Source organism: Geobacter sulfurreducens PCA (assembly GCF_000007985.2).
GTDB classification, from domain to species: Bacteria; Desulfobacterota; Desulfuromonadia; order Geobacterales; family Geobacteraceae; genus Geobacter; species Geobacter sulfurreducens.
Map to the genome: position 1 here is coordinate 1,861,256 of NC_002939.5, position 18,488 is coordinate 1,879,743.

The 18,488-nt window shown below is 55.7% G+C and carries 16 protein-coding genes and 1 other RNA gene; 12 read left to right on the forward strand and 5 right to left on the reverse strand.

The annotated features are described in order from the left end of the window. Positions 1 to 102 precede the first annotated feature (102 nt). Positions 103 to 2,361 (reverse strand): NADP-dependent malic enzyme, encoded by a 2,259-nt coding sequence (locus GS_RS08485; RefSeq protein ID WP_010942344.1) that lies wholly within the window; start codon positions 2,359 to 2,361, stop codon positions 103 to 105. A gap of 289 nt (positions 2,362 to 2,650) precedes the next feature. Here GS_RS08485 and GS_RS08490 point away from each other — a divergent pair, with 289 nt between their 5' ends. From GS_RS08490 to GS_RS08540, 11 genes are all read left to right on the forward strand, one after another. Further along, positions 2,651 to 3,139, forward strand: coding sequence for an HIT family protein (locus GS_RS08490; RefSeq protein WP_010942345.1), 489 nt, complete (start codon positions 2,651 to 2,653; stop codon positions 3,137 to 3,139). After that, positions 3,136 to 4,092, forward strand: coding sequence for an ROK family protein (locus GS_RS08495; RefSeq protein WP_010942346.1), 957 nt, complete (start codon positions 3,136 to 3,138; stop codon positions 4,090 to 4,092). The genes GS_RS08490 and GS_RS08495 overlap by 4 nt, the downstream gene beginning before the upstream one ends. A 45-nt stretch (positions 4,093 to 4,137) precedes the next feature. Continuing rightward, positions 4,138 to 5,229 (forward strand): 6-phosphofructokinase, encoded by a 1,092-nt coding sequence (locus tag GS_RS08500; RefSeq protein WP_010942347.1) that lies wholly within the window; start codon positions 4,138 to 4,140, stop codon positions 5,227 to 5,229. A gap of 162 nt (positions 5,230 to 5,391) precedes the next feature. Further along, on the forward strand, positions 5,392 to 7,383 hold the full coding sequence (locus GS_RS08505) for a methyl-accepting chemotaxis protein (RefSeq protein WP_010942348.1): 1,992 nt from the start codon (positions 5,392 to 5,394) through the stop codon (positions 7,381 to 7,383). 245 nt (positions 7,384 to 7,628) lie between these two features. After that, complete coding sequence (panB, locus tag GS_RS08510; RefSeq protein ID WP_010942349.1) at positions 7,629 to 8,432, forward strand: 3-methyl-2-oxobutanoate hydroxymethyltransferase; 804 nt, start codon at positions 7,629 to 7,631, stop codon at positions 8,430 to 8,432. Between the two features lies 1 nt (position 8,433). Further along, on the forward strand, positions 8,434 to 9,285 hold the full coding sequence (panC, locus tag GS_RS08515; RefSeq protein ID WP_010942350.1) for a pantoate--beta-alanine ligase: 852 nt from the start codon (positions 8,434 to 8,436) through the stop codon (positions 9,283 to 9,285). 55 nt (positions 9,286 to 9,340) lie between these two features. Beyond that, positions 9,341 to 10,999: a pyridoxal-dependent aspartate 1-decarboxylase PanP gene (gene panP / locus GS_RS08520; protein ID WP_010942351.1), complete on the forward strand. Its 1,659-nt coding sequence runs from the start codon at positions 9,341 to 9,343 to the stop codon at positions 10,997 to 10,999. 60 nt (positions 11,000 to 11,059) lie between these two features. Beyond that, positions 11,060 to 12,322 carry an amidohydrolase family protein gene (locus GS_RS08525; protein WP_010942352.1) on the forward strand — a complete coding sequence of 421 codons (1,263 nt, stop codon included), beginning with the start codon at positions 11,060 to 11,062 and terminating at the stop codon, positions 12,320 to 12,322. Between the two features lie 78 nt (positions 12,323 to 12,400). Beyond that, positions 12,401 to 12,862: an SsrA-binding protein SmpB gene (gene smpB, locus GS_RS08530; protein ID WP_010942353.1), complete on the forward strand. Its 462-nt coding sequence runs from the start codon at positions 12,401 to 12,403 to the stop codon at positions 12,860 to 12,862. Positions 12,863 to 12,875: 13 nt separating this feature from the next. Further along, positions 12,876 to 13,231: a transfer-messenger RNA gene (gene ssrA / locus GS_RS08535) on the forward strand. 84 nt (positions 13,232 to 13,315) lie between these two features. Next, positions 13,316 to 14,986, forward strand: a complete 1,671-nt coding sequence (locus GS_RS08540) for a site-specific integrase (RefSeq protein WP_010942354.1) — start codon at positions 13,316 to 13,318, stop codon at positions 14,984 to 14,986. Between the two features lie 664 nt (positions 14,987 to 15,650). Here the strand turns inward: GS_RS08540 and GS_RS08545 are convergent. Then, complete coding sequence (locus tag GS_RS08545) at positions 15,651 to 16,223, reverse strand: recombinase family protein (RefSeq protein ID WP_010942355.1); 573 nt, start codon at positions 16,221 to 16,223, stop codon at positions 15,651 to 15,653. Between the two features lie 339 nt (positions 16,224 to 16,562). Between GS_RS08545 and GS_RS08550 the strand changes: the two genes are divergently transcribed. Beyond that, the gene (locus tag GS_RS08550; protein WP_010942356.1) at positions 16,563 to 16,814 is read left to right on the forward strand and encodes a hypothetical protein; all 252 of its coding nucleotides are present in this window, start codon (positions 16,563 to 16,565) and stop codon (positions 16,812 to 16,814) included. A gap of 61 nt (positions 16,815 to 16,875) precedes the next feature. On the opposite strand, the gene GS_RS08555 is transcribed toward GS_RS08550, so the two are convergent. The 3 genes from GS_RS08555 to GS_RS08565 form a co-directional block, all read right to left on the reverse strand. Further along, a complete protein-coding gene (locus tag GS_RS08555) occupies positions 16,876 to 17,286 on the reverse strand; it encodes an antA/AntB antirepressor family protein (RefSeq protein ID WP_010942357.1) in 411 nt (136 codons plus the stop codon). A gap of 155 nt (positions 17,287 to 17,441) precedes the next feature. Continuing rightward, positions 17,442 to 17,747 carry a BRO-N domain-containing protein gene (locus GS_RS08560; protein WP_262421267.1) on the reverse strand — a complete coding sequence of 102 codons (306 nt, stop codon included), beginning with the start codon at positions 17,745 to 17,747 and terminating at the stop codon, positions 17,442 to 17,444. A gap of 196 nt (positions 17,748 to 17,943) precedes the next feature. Then, on the reverse strand, positions 17,944 to 18,192 hold the full coding sequence (locus GS_RS08565; protein ID WP_010942358.1) for a hypothetical protein: 249 nt from the start codon (positions 18,190 to 18,192) through the stop codon (positions 17,944 to 17,946). Between the last annotated feature and the right edge of the window lie 296 nt (positions 18,193 to 18,488).

Genomic DNA, 18,488 nt, shown 5'->3' on the forward strand with positions numbered 1-18,488 from the left:
TTCCCCAAGGCCGTGACAACCCGATTTCTTGTTTACCTATCGGATTTTGCGACAAAAAAAGGGGGCCGACGGCCCCCTTTGTCATTTCCATATGTTGGCGCTTCAGTTGCTTTGCGCGTCGACAACGGCAATGGCTGCCATGTTGACGATATCCATTACGTCATCGCCGCGCTGCAGTACGTGCACCGGCTTCTTCATTCCCATGAGAATCGGGCCGATGGCGTCGGCTCCGCCAAGGCGGGTAAGGAGCTTGTAGCTGATGTTGCCCGAGTTCAGGTCGGGGAAAATGAGGATGTTTGCTCCGCCTTTGAGTGTGGCAAAGGGATAATGGGACTCCAGAATGTCAGGCACAACGGCGGTGTCGGCCTGCATCTCGCCGTCGATTATCAGTTCCGGCGCCCGCTGTTTGACGATCTCCGCAGCCCGCTTGACCTTGAGGGCCTGGGGGTGGTTGACGGAACCAAAGTTGGAAAATGAAAGCATGGCGATACGGGGGTCGAGATCCAGAAGCCGTGCCTTCTCGGCTGCCAGTATGGCGGTTTCGGCCAGTTCCTCGGCGGTAGGCTCGATGCAGACCGTGGTGTCGGCCAGCAGGAAAATGCCCCGCTTGAAAACCATGAGGTAAAGGCCGTGGACGCTGGAGAGGCCTTCCTGCTTGCCGATCACTTCAAGGGCAGGGCGGATGATGTCGGGATAATGGGCATCAATGCCAGAAAGCAGAGCATCGGCATCGCCGCAACGGACCATCTCGCAGCCGAAATAAGTGCGGCCCCGGCGCCGGATCATGCGGCGGGCCTCGGTCAGGGTGATCCCTTTCCGCTGCCGCTGCTCGAACAGGGCTTGGGAGTAACGCTCAGTGTCGGGGCTGTCGTCTGGGTCAATGATAGTGACGCCGCCATTAAGATCAAGGTTGAGCTCTTCGATCTTTTTGCGGATTTCCTGCCGATTGCCCAGGAGGATCGGATAGGCGATCCCCTCTTCGATCATCACTTGTGCGGCCCGAAGGATCTTTTCATTCTCGCCCTCGGGCAAGACGACCCGCTTGGGATCGGTCTTCGCCTTGTTGATGATGAGGCGCAGAGTCTCCTTGGCCTTGCCCTGGAGCGTCTCCAGATGCTCCATGTACTTTTCCATGTCGGCAATGGGCTGGCGGGCGACCCCCGACTCCATGGCCGCCTTGGCAACGGCAGGAGCCACCCTCAGGAGCGCGCGGGGATCAAAGGGCTTAGGAATGATGTACTCGCGACCGAAGGCGAATTTCTTATTGCCGTACGCACGACACACCGAGTCCGGGCAGTCCTCTTTGGCCAGTTCGGCCAGAGCGAAGACGCACGCCTTTTTCATGGTCTCATTGATGGTCGTGGCCCGCACATCGAGTGCGCCGCGGAAGATGAAGGGGAAGCCCAGAACGTTATTCACCTGGTTAGGATAGTCGGAGCGGCCGGTGGCCATGATGGCGTCGGCCCGGACCGCCGCCACCTCCTCGGGGGTGATTTCGGGATCGGGGTTTGCCATGGCGAAGATGATCGGGTTGGGCGCCATGTCACGGATCATTTCGGGGGTGAATGCCCCCTTGCTGGAGAGGCCGTAGGCCACATCGGCATTTTTGAAGGCATCTTCCAGGGTGCGGTCTTCGGTTTCGACGGCGAAGCGCTCCTTGTACTCGTTCATGCCGGCGCTACGTCCCTTGAAGATGACGCCCTTGGTATCGCAGAGAATGATGTTCTCCTTTTTCGCACCAAGTTCAACCGCCATCTGGGCGCAGGCGATGCCGGAGGCTCCGGCGCCGTTGACCACGATCTTGATGTCTTCGATCTTCTTGCCGACCAGTTCAAGGGCATTGATGAGGGCTGCGCCGGAAATGATGGCGGTGCCATGCTGATCGTCGTGGAAGACCGGAATGTTCATGGTCTCCTTGAGCTTTTCCTCGATATAAAAGCATTCAGGTGCCTTGATGTCCTCAAGGTTTATGCCGCCGAAGGTCGGTTCCAGCAACTGGCAGACCTTGATTATTTCGTCAGCGTTTTTGGTGTCAACCTCGATGTCGAAGACATCGATATCGGCAAAACGCTTGAAGAGAACCCCTTTGCCCTCCATGACCGGTTTGCCGGCCAAGGCGCCGATGTCACCGAGACCGAGAACGGCCGTACCGTTGGACAATACCGCCACCAGATTCCCCTTGGCAGTATATTTATATGCGTCTTCAGGGTTTTTTTCGATTTCAAGACAAGGTTCGGCTACACCGGGTGAGTAGGCAAGGGAGAGGTCGCGCTGGGTAAGACATGGTTTTGACGGAATTACCTCTATCTTCCCTTTTCGTCCTGTGGAGTGATAATCAAGGGCGTCCTGCTTTTTGCTCATGTGGTGTTCGCTCCTTTCGCGGCCCGCACGTTTTAGTGAAGCTAAAATTTGTTTTGATATGCTGTGACGAGCCCAACACGGTTTTATCGCCAGCGTTTTTATTGAAATTAAACAACCTTATTCTCAGGTTCAATGCTTTGTCAAGGGATAATTACAGCTACACTAAAAAATCATTCTATTTCTGTGTGGACACTGAAGGAGCGTGGCGTGCTTGTAATTTAGAGTATTTTCACGGATAATCCCGGGGAAAATCGACCGGGAGCTATGGCTCTTGAAGGGAGGATCCGTCGTGGAACGTGTCTGGGCGCCTTGGCGCATGGAATACCTCGTGGATGAAAAACCCGCCGGATGCATCTTCTGTCCCGGTAACGGACAGGCCAGCGACCGGGAGCGGCTCATCCTCCACAGAACACCGTTATCTCTCGTGATGCTGAATCGCTACCCCTATACCAACGGTCATCTAATGGTGGCTCCTCTGCGTCATACCGCCGACATGGATTCCCTGTCCGACGCGGAAATGCTTGACCTGTTCCGCACGGTCCGGCTCTGCCGCTCCATCCTGCGGGATGCGGCCAGCCCCAATGGCTACAATATCGGCATCAACCTGGGAAAAGCGGCCGGTGCCGGTGTTGACGACCATCTCCACATCCACGTGGTGCCCCGTTGGAACGGTGACACGAATTTCATGGGGGTCGTGGCGGATCTACGGGTAGTGCCGGAAGGGCTTCAGGCTGCCTGGGACCGCCTGGCCCCGCTGTTCTCACGGGAGACCCCATGATCCGCCCGGCGTTCATCGGCATGGATATCGGTGGGACCAATCTGCGGATGGGACTCGTCGACGAGGCGGGAACGATCCTTTTCCGCTTCAGGCAGAAAACCGATATTCATGAGGGGAGAGCCGCCTTTTACGAAAAGCTCGCCGAGGGGATAGGCATTCTCAAAGAGCACGCAGAGCAGGCGGGATTCCGCATCGTGGCAGTTGGTGCCGGCGTTCCGGGGCTTGTGGCAAATGACGGACATATCCACGTATCGGTGAATCTTCCGGCCATTGACAGCATCAACCTCCGCCATGACCTGGAACGCATCAGTGGTCTGCCGGCGACGGTGGCCAACGATGTCAACGCCACCGCGTACGGCGAGAAATCCTTCGGTGCCGGACGCGAGTTCGACTCGTTCCTGATGGTTACACTCGGCACCGGCGTCGGAGGAGGGCTCATCCTGAACGGGCGGCTGTGGACCGGAATCGACGGCGTAGCCGGCGAGTTCGGTCATGTGACGGTCGAGCCCCAGGGGACGTCCTGTCCCTGCGGCAACCGGGGTTGTCTTGAGCAATATGCCTCTGCCACGGCCATAGCCTCAGCCGCGCGAGAGGCCATGATGACGGGGCGATACGTACCGGCTGACGGGTCTGCGATACCTCTCACTACCCAGGATCTGGCCCGTCTCGCCCGGGAAGGGGATGGTGCGGCGGCGACATTTTTCGCCGAGGCGGGACGTTATCTGGGCATGGCAACGGCATCACTGGCCAACGTACTCAATCTGGAAGCACTGATCGTTGGTGGGGGCGTCGCTGCAAGCTTTGATCTGATCAGGAGTTCCATAGAGCGAGAGGTTCGTGCCCGAGCTTTCCCGATTCCGGCCCAGCGGCTGGTGGTGGTCCGTGGCGCATTGGGCGACGACGGAGGACTCCTGGGAAGCGCTGCGCTGGCCCGTGATGAGTTCGACATCTAAGAGAGTAGAGAGTATTTTCATAGTTATCAACGACGGGGAGGAATCATGGCGCGTAAAGTAGGCATACTGACCGGGGGGGGAGACTGCCCGGGACTCAATGCGGTGATCAGGGGAGTTGTCAAAAGCTCCATCATCCGGCGCGGCTGGGAAGTGGTCGGCATCAGGGACGGGTTCGACGGCCTGCTCTACAACAACAGAATCGTACCGCTCGGTCTCAATGAAGTACGTGGAATACTCCCCCGCGGCGGAACCATCCTCGGTACGTCCAATCGCGGCAATCCCTTCTCATACCCTGTTGAAGCGGATGGCAAAACCGTTTTAACCGATGTGTCCGACGAGGTCGTCGCGAACATCAAAAAACAGGGAATCGACGCGCTCGTGGCAGTGGGAGGGGACGGCTCGCTCAAGATCGCGCTTGAGCTCATGAACAAGGGGATTCCCGTTGTGGGCGTGCCGAAGACCATTGACAACGATCTGATGGAGACCGATGTCACCTTTGGCTACAACACCGCCCTGGAAACCGCAACCGATGCCCTGGACAAGCTTCACTCCACGGCCGAGAGTCACCACCGGGTCATGATCATGGAGGTCATGGGGCGCTATGCCGGTTGGATCGCTCTCGAATCGGGCATCAGCGGCGGTGCGGACGTCATTCTCATCCCCGAGATTCCCTACGATATCAGTGCCGTCTGCCGCGCGGTCGACGAGCGGCGAAGACGGGGAAGCTCCTTCAGTATCATCGTGGTGGCGGAGGGGGCGTTCCCGCGCGGCGGCAACCGGGTCGTGCAGAAGCGGGCCGATGAAACGAACACCATCGAGCGGCTTGGGGGGATCGGTCAATACGTGGCCCGGCAGCTGGGAGACTGCCTCGACATGGATGTTCGCGTCATGGTCCTGGGCCACCTTCAACGGGGCGGTTCACCATCGACCTTTGACCGTTGCCTAGGCAGCCGCTTCGGCGTTGCCGCAATAGACCTCATTGAACAGGAACAGTATGGACGCATGGTCTGTCTGCGCGGCCGCGACATCAAATCGGTATCCATCGAGCGGGCGGTGCGGAAGCTGAAACTGGTGAACCCCGGCGGTCAGATGGTGACGGCGGCGGAAGAGCTCGGCATCGTGGTGGGGCGGCGGTGAGAGTTGACATGGAATGGCCCACGAGCTAGAGTGCTCTCGTTTTTTCTTAAGAAATTCTTTCCGCCGCCGATGTTATACATAGTGCATATGAGCCGAACTGCCGGTGTGGCCGGGTCGGTGCCGCCCGTTGCCGGGTAATGCGCACAATGGAGGGATATCCGCATGGAATCCGGTGCTGTATTCAAAAACAGGAGCAGTCTGTACGGGGTTCTCGGCTGTGCGTTGGGAATCGGCGCTCCCATCGCGTGGACTTTTATCCGTCTCGTTTTCTTTTCCGACCCCGGTCAGCCCCTTCTTGGGCAGGTATTCTCCGATATAACCCGCTCAACCTACCAAGTAGCCCTCTATACATATATGGGCATGGGCACTGCCCTGGTCCTGGCCGTGGTGGGGCACCACATCGGCAAGACGAGCGACGAACTCCACAAGCGCGCCGCCGAGTTGAACCTGTTGCATCAGGAAGTTGCATCCCAAAAGGAGATTTTTGAAAACCGCTACCGGATCCTTGACAACAACATCAAGAATTTCCACCAGATCAGCAGCAGGATTCAGAAATCGATCGATGTGGACGAGGTCCTCCGGCTGTGCGCCGAGGGGCTTCACGATGTTCTTGGCTACGAGCGGGTAAATATACTCATGGCGGATACTGCGCGGACCTCACTTTCCTTTGTGGCCGCCGTGGGCACCGCCGACTTCAACCCGGCCGGCGTGGTGCTGCCCCTGGATCAGCGGGGGGGCGTAATCACTAAGTGCTTTACCGACCGCCAGGTCTACATGATCGATGATGTCAGTGCCTATCCGACCGATTTCCGGCTCCAATCACCCTATGATGCCATCCGGGCCCTGAGATCAAAAAGCTTCGTGATCTGCCCCATTGTCGTCAAGGGAGAGGCCATCGGTGTGTTTGCCGTGGACAACCGTTCGAGCCGCCGGTCGCTCAACGATACGGACGTGGACACCATCAAGCTCTTTGCCGACCAGGCTTCGTCGGCGATCGTCCGCATCAATCTGCTCAAGGCCATTGGAACCCTCACCTCGGAACTGGAGACCACCTTTGCCGATCTGCTCAAGAACCGCGACCATTATTCCCGCTACGTGGTCAATCTGAAGGATGCGGTCAACTCCGTGGCCGACGGCACCGCCCACATCGCGTCAGCATCAGAGAGCGTTCTCTCGGCGGTGGATGAGACGAGTTCCGCCGTAAGCAACATCTATGTGGCCATCGAGCAGGTGACGCGGAACATCGACTACCTGTCGGAGTCCATCGACAAGTCGGTGTCTGCCATGGAGGAGCTGAACTCTTCCATCAAGAACGTTGAGCAGAGCGCCGCCATCTCGCACCAGGTATCGAGTACGGTCAAGGAAAAGGCCGACAGCGGCCGGGCCGTGGTGGATGAAACCATCCAGGCCCTGGACGAGATCCAGCGTTCGGTTGACCAGTCCTTCGAGGCCATGAAACGCCTTTCCGAGAACAGCGGCAAGATCGAGAGCATTGTCGGCGTGATCAACGACATCACCAAGCGAACCAACCTCCTGGCGCTGAACGCGTCCATCATTGCGGCCCAGGCGGGAGAGTACGGCAAGAGCTTCGGCGTCGTGGCCGACGAGATCCGCAACCTGTCGCTCCAGACCGGCCAGTCCACCGGCGAGATAACCGGCATTATCGAGGAGATCATGCGGGAATCCCGCTCAGCGGCCCAGAACATAACCGCCTCCAAGGATCTGGTCCAGCGAGGGGTTGAACTGGGCGGCATCATGGGTCAGTCGCTCCAGGTCATTCACGAGAGCTCCACCCGCTCCATGGACATGACCCATGAGATCAAGACCGCGACCGAGGAGCAGGCGCGCAGCGTCCAGCTGGTCACCAACTCCATCGAGAACGTGAGCAGCATGAGCACGCAGATCTACAAGGCCTCAAAGGAGCAATCCGACGCCGCCATGAGCATTGTCCGCTCCGTTGACACCATCAAGGAGATGGCCCAGGAGATGGTAAGGGCAACCGTCAAACAAGTCGAGGACGGATCGGAAATCAAGAAGTCGGTGGAAGCGGTGGGCGAGATGGTAACGCGGATCTTCGAGGATATGGAAGTTCGGCGCGAGGAGAGCGGTGAGGTGGTAAAAGAGCTCGAACTGATGAAGAAGATAGCCAGCTGATTTAAATTAGTTCTGGACAAAACCACGATATTTGTGGTATTCATGCACGTATTCTAATGACGGCCCGCAACCCAGGTGGAGCCGTCATCCTTTTTTTCGGATATACTGCCTGGATTCACGACTGAACCGGGACGGAAGGCAATAGCCGCACCGACGAGGATAGGATGAGCTTTCCCTTCCATGGTCGTTTTCGTGCGCCTCCGGACCCCGGTGGCGCATTTGTTATTTGACAGGGGACAACCACGGTGAACCGCGCGAAAACCATCCTCGATATCCAGAAAATGAAGGCGACGGGCGAGAAGATAACCGTCCTTACCAGCTACGACTATCCCTTTACCCGCATTATGGATGAATGCGGCATCGACATGATTCTGGTCGGAGACTCGGTCGGTGTTGTCTTTGCCGGTCACGACAACACCCTGCCGGTTACCGTGGACGATATGCTCTATCACACCCGCGCCGTTACCCGGGCCAGACCAAAGGCTCTGGTGGTTACGGACATGCCGTTTCTTTCCTACCAGACCGATTTGCGCGATGCCCGCATCAACGCCGGACGCCTGGTCAAGGAGGGTGGAGCCGAAGCGGTGAAGCTGGAGGGGGGAGCCCACGTGACGGACACCATCAGGGCCATCGTCGATATGGACATCCCGGTCATGGCCCACATCGGACTTACCCCCCAATCGATCCACCGGATGGGGGGCTACAAGGTGCAGGGCAAAAAGGACGAGCAGGCTCAGCGGTTGCTGGAGGATGCCCTCGCGGTCCAGGAGGCGGGAGCCTTTGCCGTGGTCCTGGAAGGGATTCCGCTCAAGCTTGCCGGCCGCATCACCGCAGAACTCTCCATTCCCACCATTGGCATCGGTGCCGGTCCCCACTGCGACGGCCAGGTTCTCGTTATCCACGACATCCTCGGCCTGTGCGAGAAGTACTCTCCCAAATTCGTCAAGCGCTACGGCGATGCTCGTACGCTCATTTCCGACGCGGTAGCGTCCTACATCTCAGAAGTCAAGAAAGGAGAATTCCCCACCGAGGGGCATTCGTTCAGCTGACATGCGCATCATAGATTCTGTTGCCGACATGCAGGCATTTTCCCGCGATGCCAGGCGTTCGGGGAAAACCATTGCCTTGGTCCCCACCATGGGCTATCTCCACGACGGACACGCCTCGCTCATGCGCGAGGGGCGCACCCGGGCGGACATCCTGGTGGTGAGCATTTTTGTCAACCCGACCCAGTTCGGCCCCAACGAGGATTTCACCACGTACCCACGCGACCTGGAGCGAGACCTGCAGGTTGCCGAAGCAGCCGGGGCGGACGTGATCTTCGCCCCCCGGGCCGATGACATGTATCCTGCCGGATTCCAGACCTATGTCGATGTGGAAAAGGTGACGCTTCCTCTCTGCGGAGCGAGCCGGCCTGGACATTTCCGCGGAGTAACCACCGTTGTGGCCAAGCTCTTCAATATCGTCATGCCCCACACGGCGTTTTTCGGCAAGAAGGACTTCCAGCAACTGGCCGTAATCCGTCGGATGGTTGCGGATCTGAACATGGATCTGAGCATCGTGGGCATGCCCATTATCCGCGAGCCGGACGGATTGGCAATGAGCTCCCGCAACGCCTACCTGGGGCCGCAGGAGCGCACTAACGCCCTCTGCCTCAATCGGTCCCTTGCCGCCGCACGAACCCTGTTCACCGATGGTGAGCGAAGCGTCGCACGCCTGCGCGACACGGTGTTGCGGATACTTACCGAAGTGCCCGGCGCCGCCATCGACTATGCTGATTTCCGTGACAGCGAAACACTTGAGCCGGTGGAAGCGGCCAATGAAAAGACTCTCCTCGCCCTGGCCGTCAAGATAGGAACAACGAGGCTGATCGACAACTGCGTCCTGGGTGAGGAGCAGTAGTTGTCTGTGCCCGCGGGCAGCCTGACGACTGCCTGCCCAGAGGATGAAGCGAACCATGCCGAAAAATCGTGACGCAGCTCGTGCCAGCCTTGAGAACCTCTACCGGATCTTCACCGTGCCTGAAGCACCCGACTCGACCCTCGGCGCTATCGATCAGGCGATTTCCGGCGATGTTACCGGTTTCCTGCAGACCCATATCGTCGCCATCGAGCGTGATCTGGAAGATATCGAAGCAAATTTCTCTTCCTTCTCCATTCCGGAAGAACCGACCTACGTTTCCGAATACACCGAATTCGTCAAAGAGAACCTCGTCGCCCACTCGGTCCATACCGCTTCGCCGGCGTTCGTCGGTCACATGACCTCGGCGCTCCCGTACTTCATGCTGCCGCTGGCGCGTCTCATGACCGCCCTCAACCAGAACGTGGTCAAGGTGGAGACATCCAAGGCCTTTACACCGATGGAACGGCAGGTCCTTGCCATGCTTCACCACTTGGTCTATCGCCGCGACGAGGACTTCTACCCATCATGGATTCATAACAGCCGGCATGCTCTGGGGGCCTTTTGTTCCGGCGGTACCATCGCCAATATTACGGCCCTGTGGGTGGCACGCAACCGCCTGTTTGCCCCGAACGGAGCATTTCGCGGCATTGCCCAGGAGGGGCTGGCCCGTGCGCTTAAGCATCGCGGCGCGGACGGCATTGCCGTGCTCGTCTCCGAACGGGGGCACTACTCCCTGGGAAAGGCGACCGACCTGCTCGGCATTGGCCGGGACGATCTGGTCAAGGTGAAAACCGACGCGAACAACCGCATTGACCTCAAGGCACTGAGAGAAGAGTGCCGGCGCTTCCAGGACCGGAACACGCTCCCGCTGGCACTGGTCGGCATCGCCGGAACCACCGAAACCGGCAACGTGGACCCTCTGGAGGCGATGGCCGATCTTGCTCAGGAACTTGGCTGCCATTTCCATGTGGATGCCGCGTGGGGTGGACCGACCCTCTTTTCGGATCGCCACCGCTCTCTGCTTAAGGGTATCGAGCGAGCCGACTCGGTCACCATTGACGGGCATAAGCAGCTCTATGTGCCGATGGGGGCGGGAATGGTCGTCTTCAAGGATCCCACCGCCCTGTCGGCCATCGAGCATCACGCCAACTATATCCTGCGCCACGGTTCCAAGGACCTGGGCAGCCATACCCTGGAGGGATCACGGCCGGGGAAGGCGATGTTGGTACATGCCGGTTTCTCGATCATTGGACGCAAAGGGTACGAACTGCTGATCGACATGGGGATCGAACGTGCTCGCACCTTTGCCGACATGATCAAGCAGCATCCCGATTTCGAACTGATCAGCGAACCGGAACTGAATATCCTTACTTATCGCTACTGCCCGGCCGCCGTTCAGCAGACCTTGCACGACGTGACGGACCGGGAACGCGCCGATATCAATGCACTCCTCGATCTGGTCTGCCAGTTGCTGCAGAAATTCCAGCGCGAAGCCGGGAAAACATTTGTCTCCCGGACACGGCTGCATGTGGCGCGCCATGATCGGGAACTCACCGTGCTGCGCGTCGTCCTGGCCAACCCGCTGACAACTGACGAGATTCTGGAGTCCGTACTGGCGGAGCAGTGTGAACTCGTGCAACTGCCGGAGATTCAGGCAGTGCTGCAGCAGGTGGAAGAGCTCTGTACCGGCTTGGCAAAAGCAGCTTCATGGTAGAAGCATGACGTTCTGTTTGTGCTAACGAGCGGGATGATTGACTAAGCGAGGATCAGTACGATGGAGCTCTACGCCGCCTCATACCTTGTTCCCATTTCATCGCCCCCTGTCGCCGGCGGCGCACTAGCCGTCGACAATGGCCGGATAGTCGATACGGGTACGTTTGCCGAGCTTCGTGCCCGGTACGGCTGTCCCGTTCACGACTTTCCGGGCTGCACCATTCTTCCCGGCCTCGTCAACGCCCACACGCACCTGGAGCTTACCCATTTCCCGTCATGGAAAATCCGCAAGGGAATCGATTACTCACCCCGGACGTACGTTGATTGGATCATCCAGGTAATAAAGATCCGCCGGGCCCTGACGCGGCAGGAACAGGAACTTTCCGTACGGGAAGGGCTGCGCATCTGCCTTGAAGCGGGGACCACGTCCATCGGCGAAATTCTCACCGACCGGTCGCTCCTCCCTCTGTATGCCGATTCCGGCCTGGGGGGGCGGCTTTTTCTCGAGGCCATAGGCCACGACCCGGTCCGCAGCGCCGAGCTCATCTCGGAGCTTGGTGCCGCCGTAGCTTCTTTCCCTGCTGGAGACTTACTGCCGGGCCTCTCGCCCCATGCCCCCCACACTGTTTCTGAGCAGCTCCATCAGAATGTTCGCCGGCTGGCGGAAGAGTACAACGTGCCGCGAATCATCCATCTGGCCGAATCCCGGGAAGAGAGTGATTTCTTCTTCGATTCGACCGGAAAAATTGCTGAGCTTCTCTATTCCCACGTCAGGTGGGAGTCGTACCTTCCCGCCCCGAGACGTGCTACCGCAACCGCCTGGCTTGACGGACTCGGCGTCCTCAACGGTGCCATCTCGGCGGTCCACTGCGTTCATCTTACGCCGTCGGATGCCGAAACCCTGGCCAAACGCGGAGTCGGCATTGTGCTTTGCCCCCGGAGCAACGAAAAGCTTGCTGTGGGGCGCGCACCTGTCGCCTATTTGAAGAAACTTGGTATTCCCCTTGCCTTGGGCACCGACTCGCTGGCCAGCAACGATTCCCTCTCACTCTGGGATGAAATGCGTTACCTCCTCGATCTCTTCCCGGGCGTCTTCACCCCGTCAGAGGCCCTTGCCATGGCAACCATCGGTTCGGCACGACAGCTCGCTCTCGCCGATCGGGTAGGGTCCATCGAGAAGGGCAAACGCGCCGATCTGCTTGTCATGAAACTACCTGGTCCGCAGAGCACCGGCGAAGGACTCCACGAAGCCGTTATCGGCAGCGGAGAACTTCTCCATGTGATTCTGTCCGGCAGGTTCACCGACCGGACAGAACCCCGCTAATTCCCCCTCAAATAGCGGACAACCATAGTCTTTTTTACTCCTTGCAATGATTTCACCATATCTGTTAGTATCATTTGCATGGGAGAAAAGCTGATCTGCAACAACAAGAAAGCGTTTCACGATTTCTTCATAGAAGAGCGTTTTGAAGCGGGAATGGTGCTGAAGGGGACCGAGGTGAAATCCCTTCGCGACGGCAAGGCAAACCTCAATGATTCCTTTGCCTTGATCCGTAACGGTGAAATCTTTCTGCACAATCTCCACATCAATCCCTACGCGTTCGGCAACCGGGAGAACCACGATCCTGACAGGCTGCGCAAGCTCCTGATGCATAAGAAAGAGATCGAAAAGCTCTTCGGCAAGATCCGCGAAAAGGGATACTCGGTTGTGCCGTTGCGCCTCTACTTCAAGAATGGCCTCGCCAAGGTCGAGTTGGGACTTGCCAAGGGCAAGAAGCTCTACGACAAGCGGGAAGACATGAAGAAGAAAGACCAGTCGAGGGAGATGGCCCAGGCCCTCAGAGAAAAGAGCAAGAGTCACTGAACAGAGTTTACAAGGGGGTGTACAGGTTTCGACGGGGATAGGAAGCTGATGGTTGCATGCCGAGGTCCGGGCTGGCCTCGTTAAAAAGCCCGGGGCGAATTACACGCCGATAATTACGACTACGCTGTAGCAGCTTAATAACCTGCTACCGATCCGCTGAGCCTCTCCCACGGGTGAAGATGGATCGTCATTTTAGTGGGATAGTTGCGGGGAGGGTCCACGGCCCCAAGGCGAAACCTTAGTGGAATCGCTTCCCGGAAATCCCTGCCAGGGGAGAGTCGGGCGGCTAAATCAAATCCTGGTATAAGCATGTAGACGCCTTCGGTGTATGATCTTCGGACGCGGGTTCGACTCCCGCCACCTCCACCAATTACCTGAAATCATTAAGGTTTTGGGACGAAAACCCAAGGTGCTGCTCGGGTGTAACGCATTACTGTTACACAAGGGGGTTCCATGGGTTTTCCTTTTTTGGTAAGAAGAGGGGCAAGGTTCTATTTCAGGGTTCGGATACCTGTTGACCTTAGAGAGCCTTTCGGAAGGCTAGAGGTATGGCGGTCTCTCAAGACGGCAGACCATAAGAAGGCCCGGACCTTGGGGAAACTTGAGGCAGCCAAAGCCGAAATCACCTTCGAGAAGATGAGGAACAGAGAGTTGACCAGAGACCAGCTAAGAAAGATTGCTGAAGAGTACCTTCATTCAACCTTGGAATACTGCGAAGGGCACAGGGAAGGGGGCTTTCTCCCAAGGACACATGATGAGAAAGAGGGCAAGCTACTTGCGTATGGTGATCTAGCTGATCGTTACAAGGGGGCGCTGTCTGACTTGGACGTTCAAGAGACAAGGGCCAGAGGGCTGAAGAGGGCCGGGGAGCTGGTGGATTCTGTCCTGAAGGAAAGAGGGCTTACGCTGCCGAAGGATTCAGAGGAATACGCAATCCTTGCACGGGAACTGCTCAAGAGGGCGCTAGAGGTGTGCACCGTTGAAGCGTCTCGGATTATGGGGGACTACTCTAATGATTACGACAGAAGCCGCCTGTATCGGCAACAAGAGGCCGCGGAAGAGAAACAGGCGGGGTTGCTACTCTCCGAGGTGATTCAGGCGTATGTAAAGGACCATCTCACCTGTAAGAAGTGGACACCAAAGACGGAACAGGAGAACACAAGTATCCTTGCTGTATTCCTTGAGCTGATAGGGGACCGTGATATTACAACCATCACCCATCAAGACCTCATGAGCTTCAGGGATACACTGGTGAAGCTGCCAGCTAATCCGAAGAAGGGGAGGGCAAAGGAAGGGAAGCCCCTGAAAGAAGTCCTAGAAATGGGCCTTCCCCCGATGAGTCTAACCACCGTGAGAAAGTACCTTATACGGATTGCTTCTTTCTTCAAGTGGGCGAAGCTACACAAGTACGTCACCACCAATGAAGCTGAGGGGTTGACCATAAAGGAAAAGAAGAAGGTGAAGGCTTCAGCAGCACGAGACACCTACGATAGTGAGGATATTCAACGGCTATTCCGTGCCCTTGAGTACGCCCCAAATAAACCTGAACGCTTTTGGATACCGTTGATCTCCCTCTATTCAGGGGCACGGCTGAATGAGATATGCCAGTTACACCTTGAGGACGTGCAAGATATTGATGGCGTCCCTTGCTTCCGTATTGAGGAGGAGGGGTCAAAGAAGGTAAAAACCGTGGCTGGCAAAAGGGTTGTCCCCGTTCACCCCGTATTGATTGAACTTGGTTTCATGCGATATGTGCAAATGCTCCGCGAGAAGGGAGCGAAGCGCCTATGGGAAAACCTGAAGTTGAAGCGTGACGGCTACGGTCAAGACTTCGGGAAGTGGTATCAGCGGTTCAACCGTAGGTATATCACATCCCACAAGAAGAAGGTGTTTCACTCCTTCAGGCACACCGTAGCCACGGCTATGAAGCAATCAGGGGTTCTTGAAACTGTAGCGGCTGAAGTCTTAGGGCATGAAAACTCAAACATGACATACAGCCTATATGGAAAGGGCTATTACCCGAGACCGTTACTTGAGGCACTCTTGAAGCTGGACTATGGGGTTGACATTGGGGAACTGAGGGAGAAGGCTAACACGGGGCTGAATTACCGCCCAAGGAAGTGAAAAAAACAGATAGGAACACAGGGGAGACTATTGTTAACCATAAGGGATACATAGGTTGACCATTGAGAAAATATAGATATTGGCACTATAGTTGCAATAATGCCCCCCCCTATAGTAGATACCTTATGTTTTACACCAGAGTCTTTCACCAGTGTAAGGGTTTTACCGGCTACGCCGTAGTAGGTAATAACTCTACAGTAGTCCCTTAGAGTAGAACTGTAGCGGCTACTAGAGTATTACACCAGAGTTTACACCAGTGTTACCCTAGAGTATGGGAATTTACAGGGGTAAGGAGTAGTAAGAGTATCCCTTAAGTCTCTGATTATCCCCAGAGTTTCACCCTTAAGTATCTGATTTAGACCGATAGAAAATTGGATTTTATAGAACATAGTACTCCATTTCTAAAACATACACCAATCACAGGCGGTATTCTCTTCTTAAAGTGGTGAGATGAAAAATTTCTATGTGATTACCTACACTTAAGCGTAAACATCTGATAGGTTCCTTCTATAAGTGGGCACATGAAAATACTCCTGATTACTGGTACTTACCGGGTACCCATGCCATAAGGAAACATAAGGGAGAATCTCCAGGCCGCTTGTCCGACAATGTGAGGGCAACACACGGGCCAGGGTTAAAGAATCTCCCTCTTTACGTTCTCCAGTCAACAGGCATTGCCAACCGAACCCTTGTGCTCCTGAATGATCCGGTAAACCGATGCTACCCCGATCCCAAGTTCATCCGCTACGGTCTGCTTTCCCTTGCCTTGTGCAATGAGGCTCAACACTTCCCCCGCCTTTGCCTTCGCCGTGGCCTTCCGCCCTGTGTAGCGTCCCTCTGCCTTCGCCGTGGCGATCCCTTCCCGTTGCCTCTCAAGCATCATCTCCCGTTCAAACGTGGCGATTGCCCCCAACATTGTCAACATGAGCTTGCCTGTGGGCGTTGTGGTATCAAGGTTCAGGTTCAACACCCGAAAGGCTACGCCCTTCCTCTCTAGCGTCTCGGTTATCTCAAGAAGGTGTGCCGTACTCCTGGCGATCCTGTCCAGCTTGCAGACCACCACAACGTCACCCTCACGCACGTAATCCAACATCGCCACCAGTTCAGGTCGATCACGCTTCACACCTGACACCTTTTCCCGGTAGAGACGATCACAACCGGCCTCAGTTAGTTGCTTCACCTGTGCTGTCAGGTCTTGATCCTCAGTGCTCACCCTTGCATAACCTATCATTGCCATGGCCCACACCTCCTATCAATAGAGTTAAAGATGTTTCGATAATATTCTATCAAAAACCCAATGTCAACCCTTATGATAGACTATTTCAACCATACCCATACCTATCACAAGGGCATGCCCTATTGAGAGGCAGGTCAGCAGGCGAGTAAAGTCACTGCCATGTCACCCAGCCACCACAGAGAAGGACAACGGGGTGAAACGAAAGGTACCGCCGAAGAGTCCTCGCAGTAGCACCATAAGGCACCCCACGGGGGGTAATTCACCAATCCGCGAATCACATATGGCCTTTCACAATTTTGTGGTATTTTGGGCCGAAAACTTCACGTAGAGGAGGCCCCAATGTCCGCCCTAAGACTCGCCCTTCTGTTCCTCCTGCTGGCTACTCCAGCCCTTGCGAAAGACTTGAACGGAGAGGTTGAGGAACTCAAGCTACAAGTGAGCACTCTTGAGTACACCATAAATAGTCAACGCTCCACGATCAACCGCCTAAAGGAACTCCAGGAGGAACACGAGGCCCTCTTAAAGAAACTTGTTATCCAGTATTGGGAGCTTAAAGAACAGGTCGAAAAACAGAAGAAAGCGACAAGATAGAGACGGATGTGACCGCCTCTTCCAGTTTGCTTGCCCTTTTCGGTGAGCAAATAGGCCACCTTTAGGGGTTTATCGGGAAAACCCGGAAAACCTCATAGTCAAGACGGTTGTGGCCGCCATGCTTCGTTTGCTTCACATTTTCGTGAAATGAACAATAGTCCACCGTTGGGCGACCACCTTTGGGGTTTCTCCCTTTTTCGGTGAAAACCCTCATAGTCCACCCCATCACGCAAATCTGCTTGGCGGCGTCTAAAGAGATGAGGTATTCGATGGTCTTTTGAGGACGCGCTTTTGTGCTCCCCGATTTCGGGGAGCTCAAACCTTGAGCGGTGATATAGTCCACCCCATCGACCAACATAGCCTTAACGATCTGTTCCTTAATCCAAGAGGAGAAGTCTTTGCGCACCCCAAGGGCCTTATGTAGCTCCCTTGCGTCTACTGCGTTGACTGTCCCGGCACTGAGTACTTTCACCTCTCAGGCTTCCGTATTTGGCTTCTGAGCGGTTTTCATTGGCTAACCCTAGTCATCCTATTACCAAATAAGGCGGCTTATTTTAGGCGTCTCTACTGCTTGGCGCGTCTAAAGAGATGAGGTATTCGGTGCGAACAGAAGAGCCTTTTCTCGTTTCACATTTTCGTTAAACGAGGTGTAGTCCACCTTTGGGGTTTTTCACGTTGGCGTGAGAAACGTAGTCCACCCCACCGTTTGAACTGCTTCGCTGAAGGCTTGCGGCTTGTCATGATGAGGGAGTAAAGGCCGGGTTCGTTAATGACCGTAACCTTCTGCGGTCCACCGGGGGTATAACTTGTAGTTAGACCCTTCTCGTCAGGGTCCAATGCGCTGACCGCCTTTGAAACGTTTTGAATCTCCAGCACCTTGCAAACATCGGCCGCCACAAACCACGGTTCATTGTCGATCATTACGACCCGCACTTGGCGGGACTGGTACTCTGAATACGCTAGTGGAAAACAAAGGGGGTCTGTTTGGGAAGGGGTAGTTATGGGTCTAGGACTGTTCCTTGAAAAATCGTTAGTAGGACGTGTGGAAAGTTACAAGGAAGATATGAAAAGGGGGCCGGTATCGTCACCAAGCCCCCGTGGTATCTTAGGCCGCCTCTAGGTCTGGAGTTTAAGGTTTTGGAATGTGTATTTCAGGTTCAATGTCTTTGAGTAATTCGGTATACTTCCGTTCAACCAACAGCTTTATCCTATGATTGAAACCGGCCATAGTGTTCCTTGTTGTTTCCGGAAGGTTGGCCATTTCAATGTAACGGCAGACGTTCCCTTGTTTCATCCAGACAGAATGATCGTCAACGTCAATACCTGTGATGTAATCCATACCGCCACAAGAATCAATTTTCAGTACAAAACCGCTCATGCCATGCCCTCCATTGAAAGATTAATGACTGCATGGCCATGGGTTTACCAGAACTGAAAGGAGTGTGTCAAGAGGAAAGTGCATATAAATCAGATAGTTATGGTTTCGATTGAGAAACTATTTCAGGAGGAAACAGGCTAGAGGAGGGGCAACGTTCTTGAAGTGTTCCACAGCTTCTCGGATACCTGCTGAAAGGGTAGAATATCCCTTGTGAAACGGGGCAAAAACTGTTACACAAAGGTGTTACACAAGCACGAAAACGCCTGAGCGGCACCCTTGTGTTTTCAATAGGTTAG

Excerpts from the sequence above, each read along its gene's own strand:
- GS_RS08500 (WP_010942347.1), top strand. The coding sequence starts at position 4,138 with ATGGCGCGTAAAGTAGGCATACTGACCGGGGGGGGAGACTGCCCGGGA.
- GS_RS08525 (WP_010942352.1), top strand. The coding sequence starts at position 11,060 with ATGGAGCTCTACGCCGCCTCATACCTTGTTCCCATTTCATCGCCCCCT.
- GS_RS08540 (WP_010942354.1), top strand. The coding sequence starts at position 13,316 with ATGGGTTTTCCTTTTTTGGTAAGAAGAGGGGCAAGGTTCTATTTCAGG.
- smpB (WP_010942353.1), top strand. The coding sequence starts at position 12,401 with ATGGGAGAAAAGCTGATCTGCAACAACAAGAAAGCGTTTCACGATTTC.
- GS_RS08550 (WP_010942356.1), top strand. The coding sequence starts at position 16,563 with ATGTCCGCCCTAAGACTCGCCCTTCTGTTCCTCCTGCTGGCTACTCCA.
- GS_RS08505 (WP_010942348.1), top strand. The coding sequence starts at position 5,392 with ATGGAATCCGGTGCTGTATTCAAAAACAGGAGCAGTCTGTACGGGGTT.
- GS_RS08495 (WP_010942346.1), top strand. The coding sequence starts at position 3,136 with ATGATCCGCCCGGCGTTCATCGGCATGGATATCGGTGGGACCAATCTG.
- GS_RS08565 (WP_010942358.1), bottom strand. The coding sequence starts at position 18,192 with ATGAGCGGTTTTGTACTGAAAATTGATTCTTGTGGCGGTATGGATTAC.
- panP (WP_010942351.1), top strand. The coding sequence starts at position 9,341 with ATGCCGAAAAATCGTGACGCAGCTCGTGCCAGCCTTGAGAACCTCTAC.
- GS_RS08485 (WP_010942344.1), bottom strand. The coding sequence starts at position 2,361 with ATGAGCAAAAAGCAGGACGCCCTTGATTATCACTCCACAGGACGAAAA.
- panC (WP_010942350.1), top strand. The coding sequence starts at position 8,434 with ATGCGCATCATAGATTCTGTTGCCGACATGCAGGCATTTTCCCGCGAT.
- GS_RS08545 (WP_010942355.1), bottom strand. The coding sequence starts at position 16,223 with ATGGCAATGATAGGTTATGCAAGGGTGAGCACTGAGGATCAAGACCTG.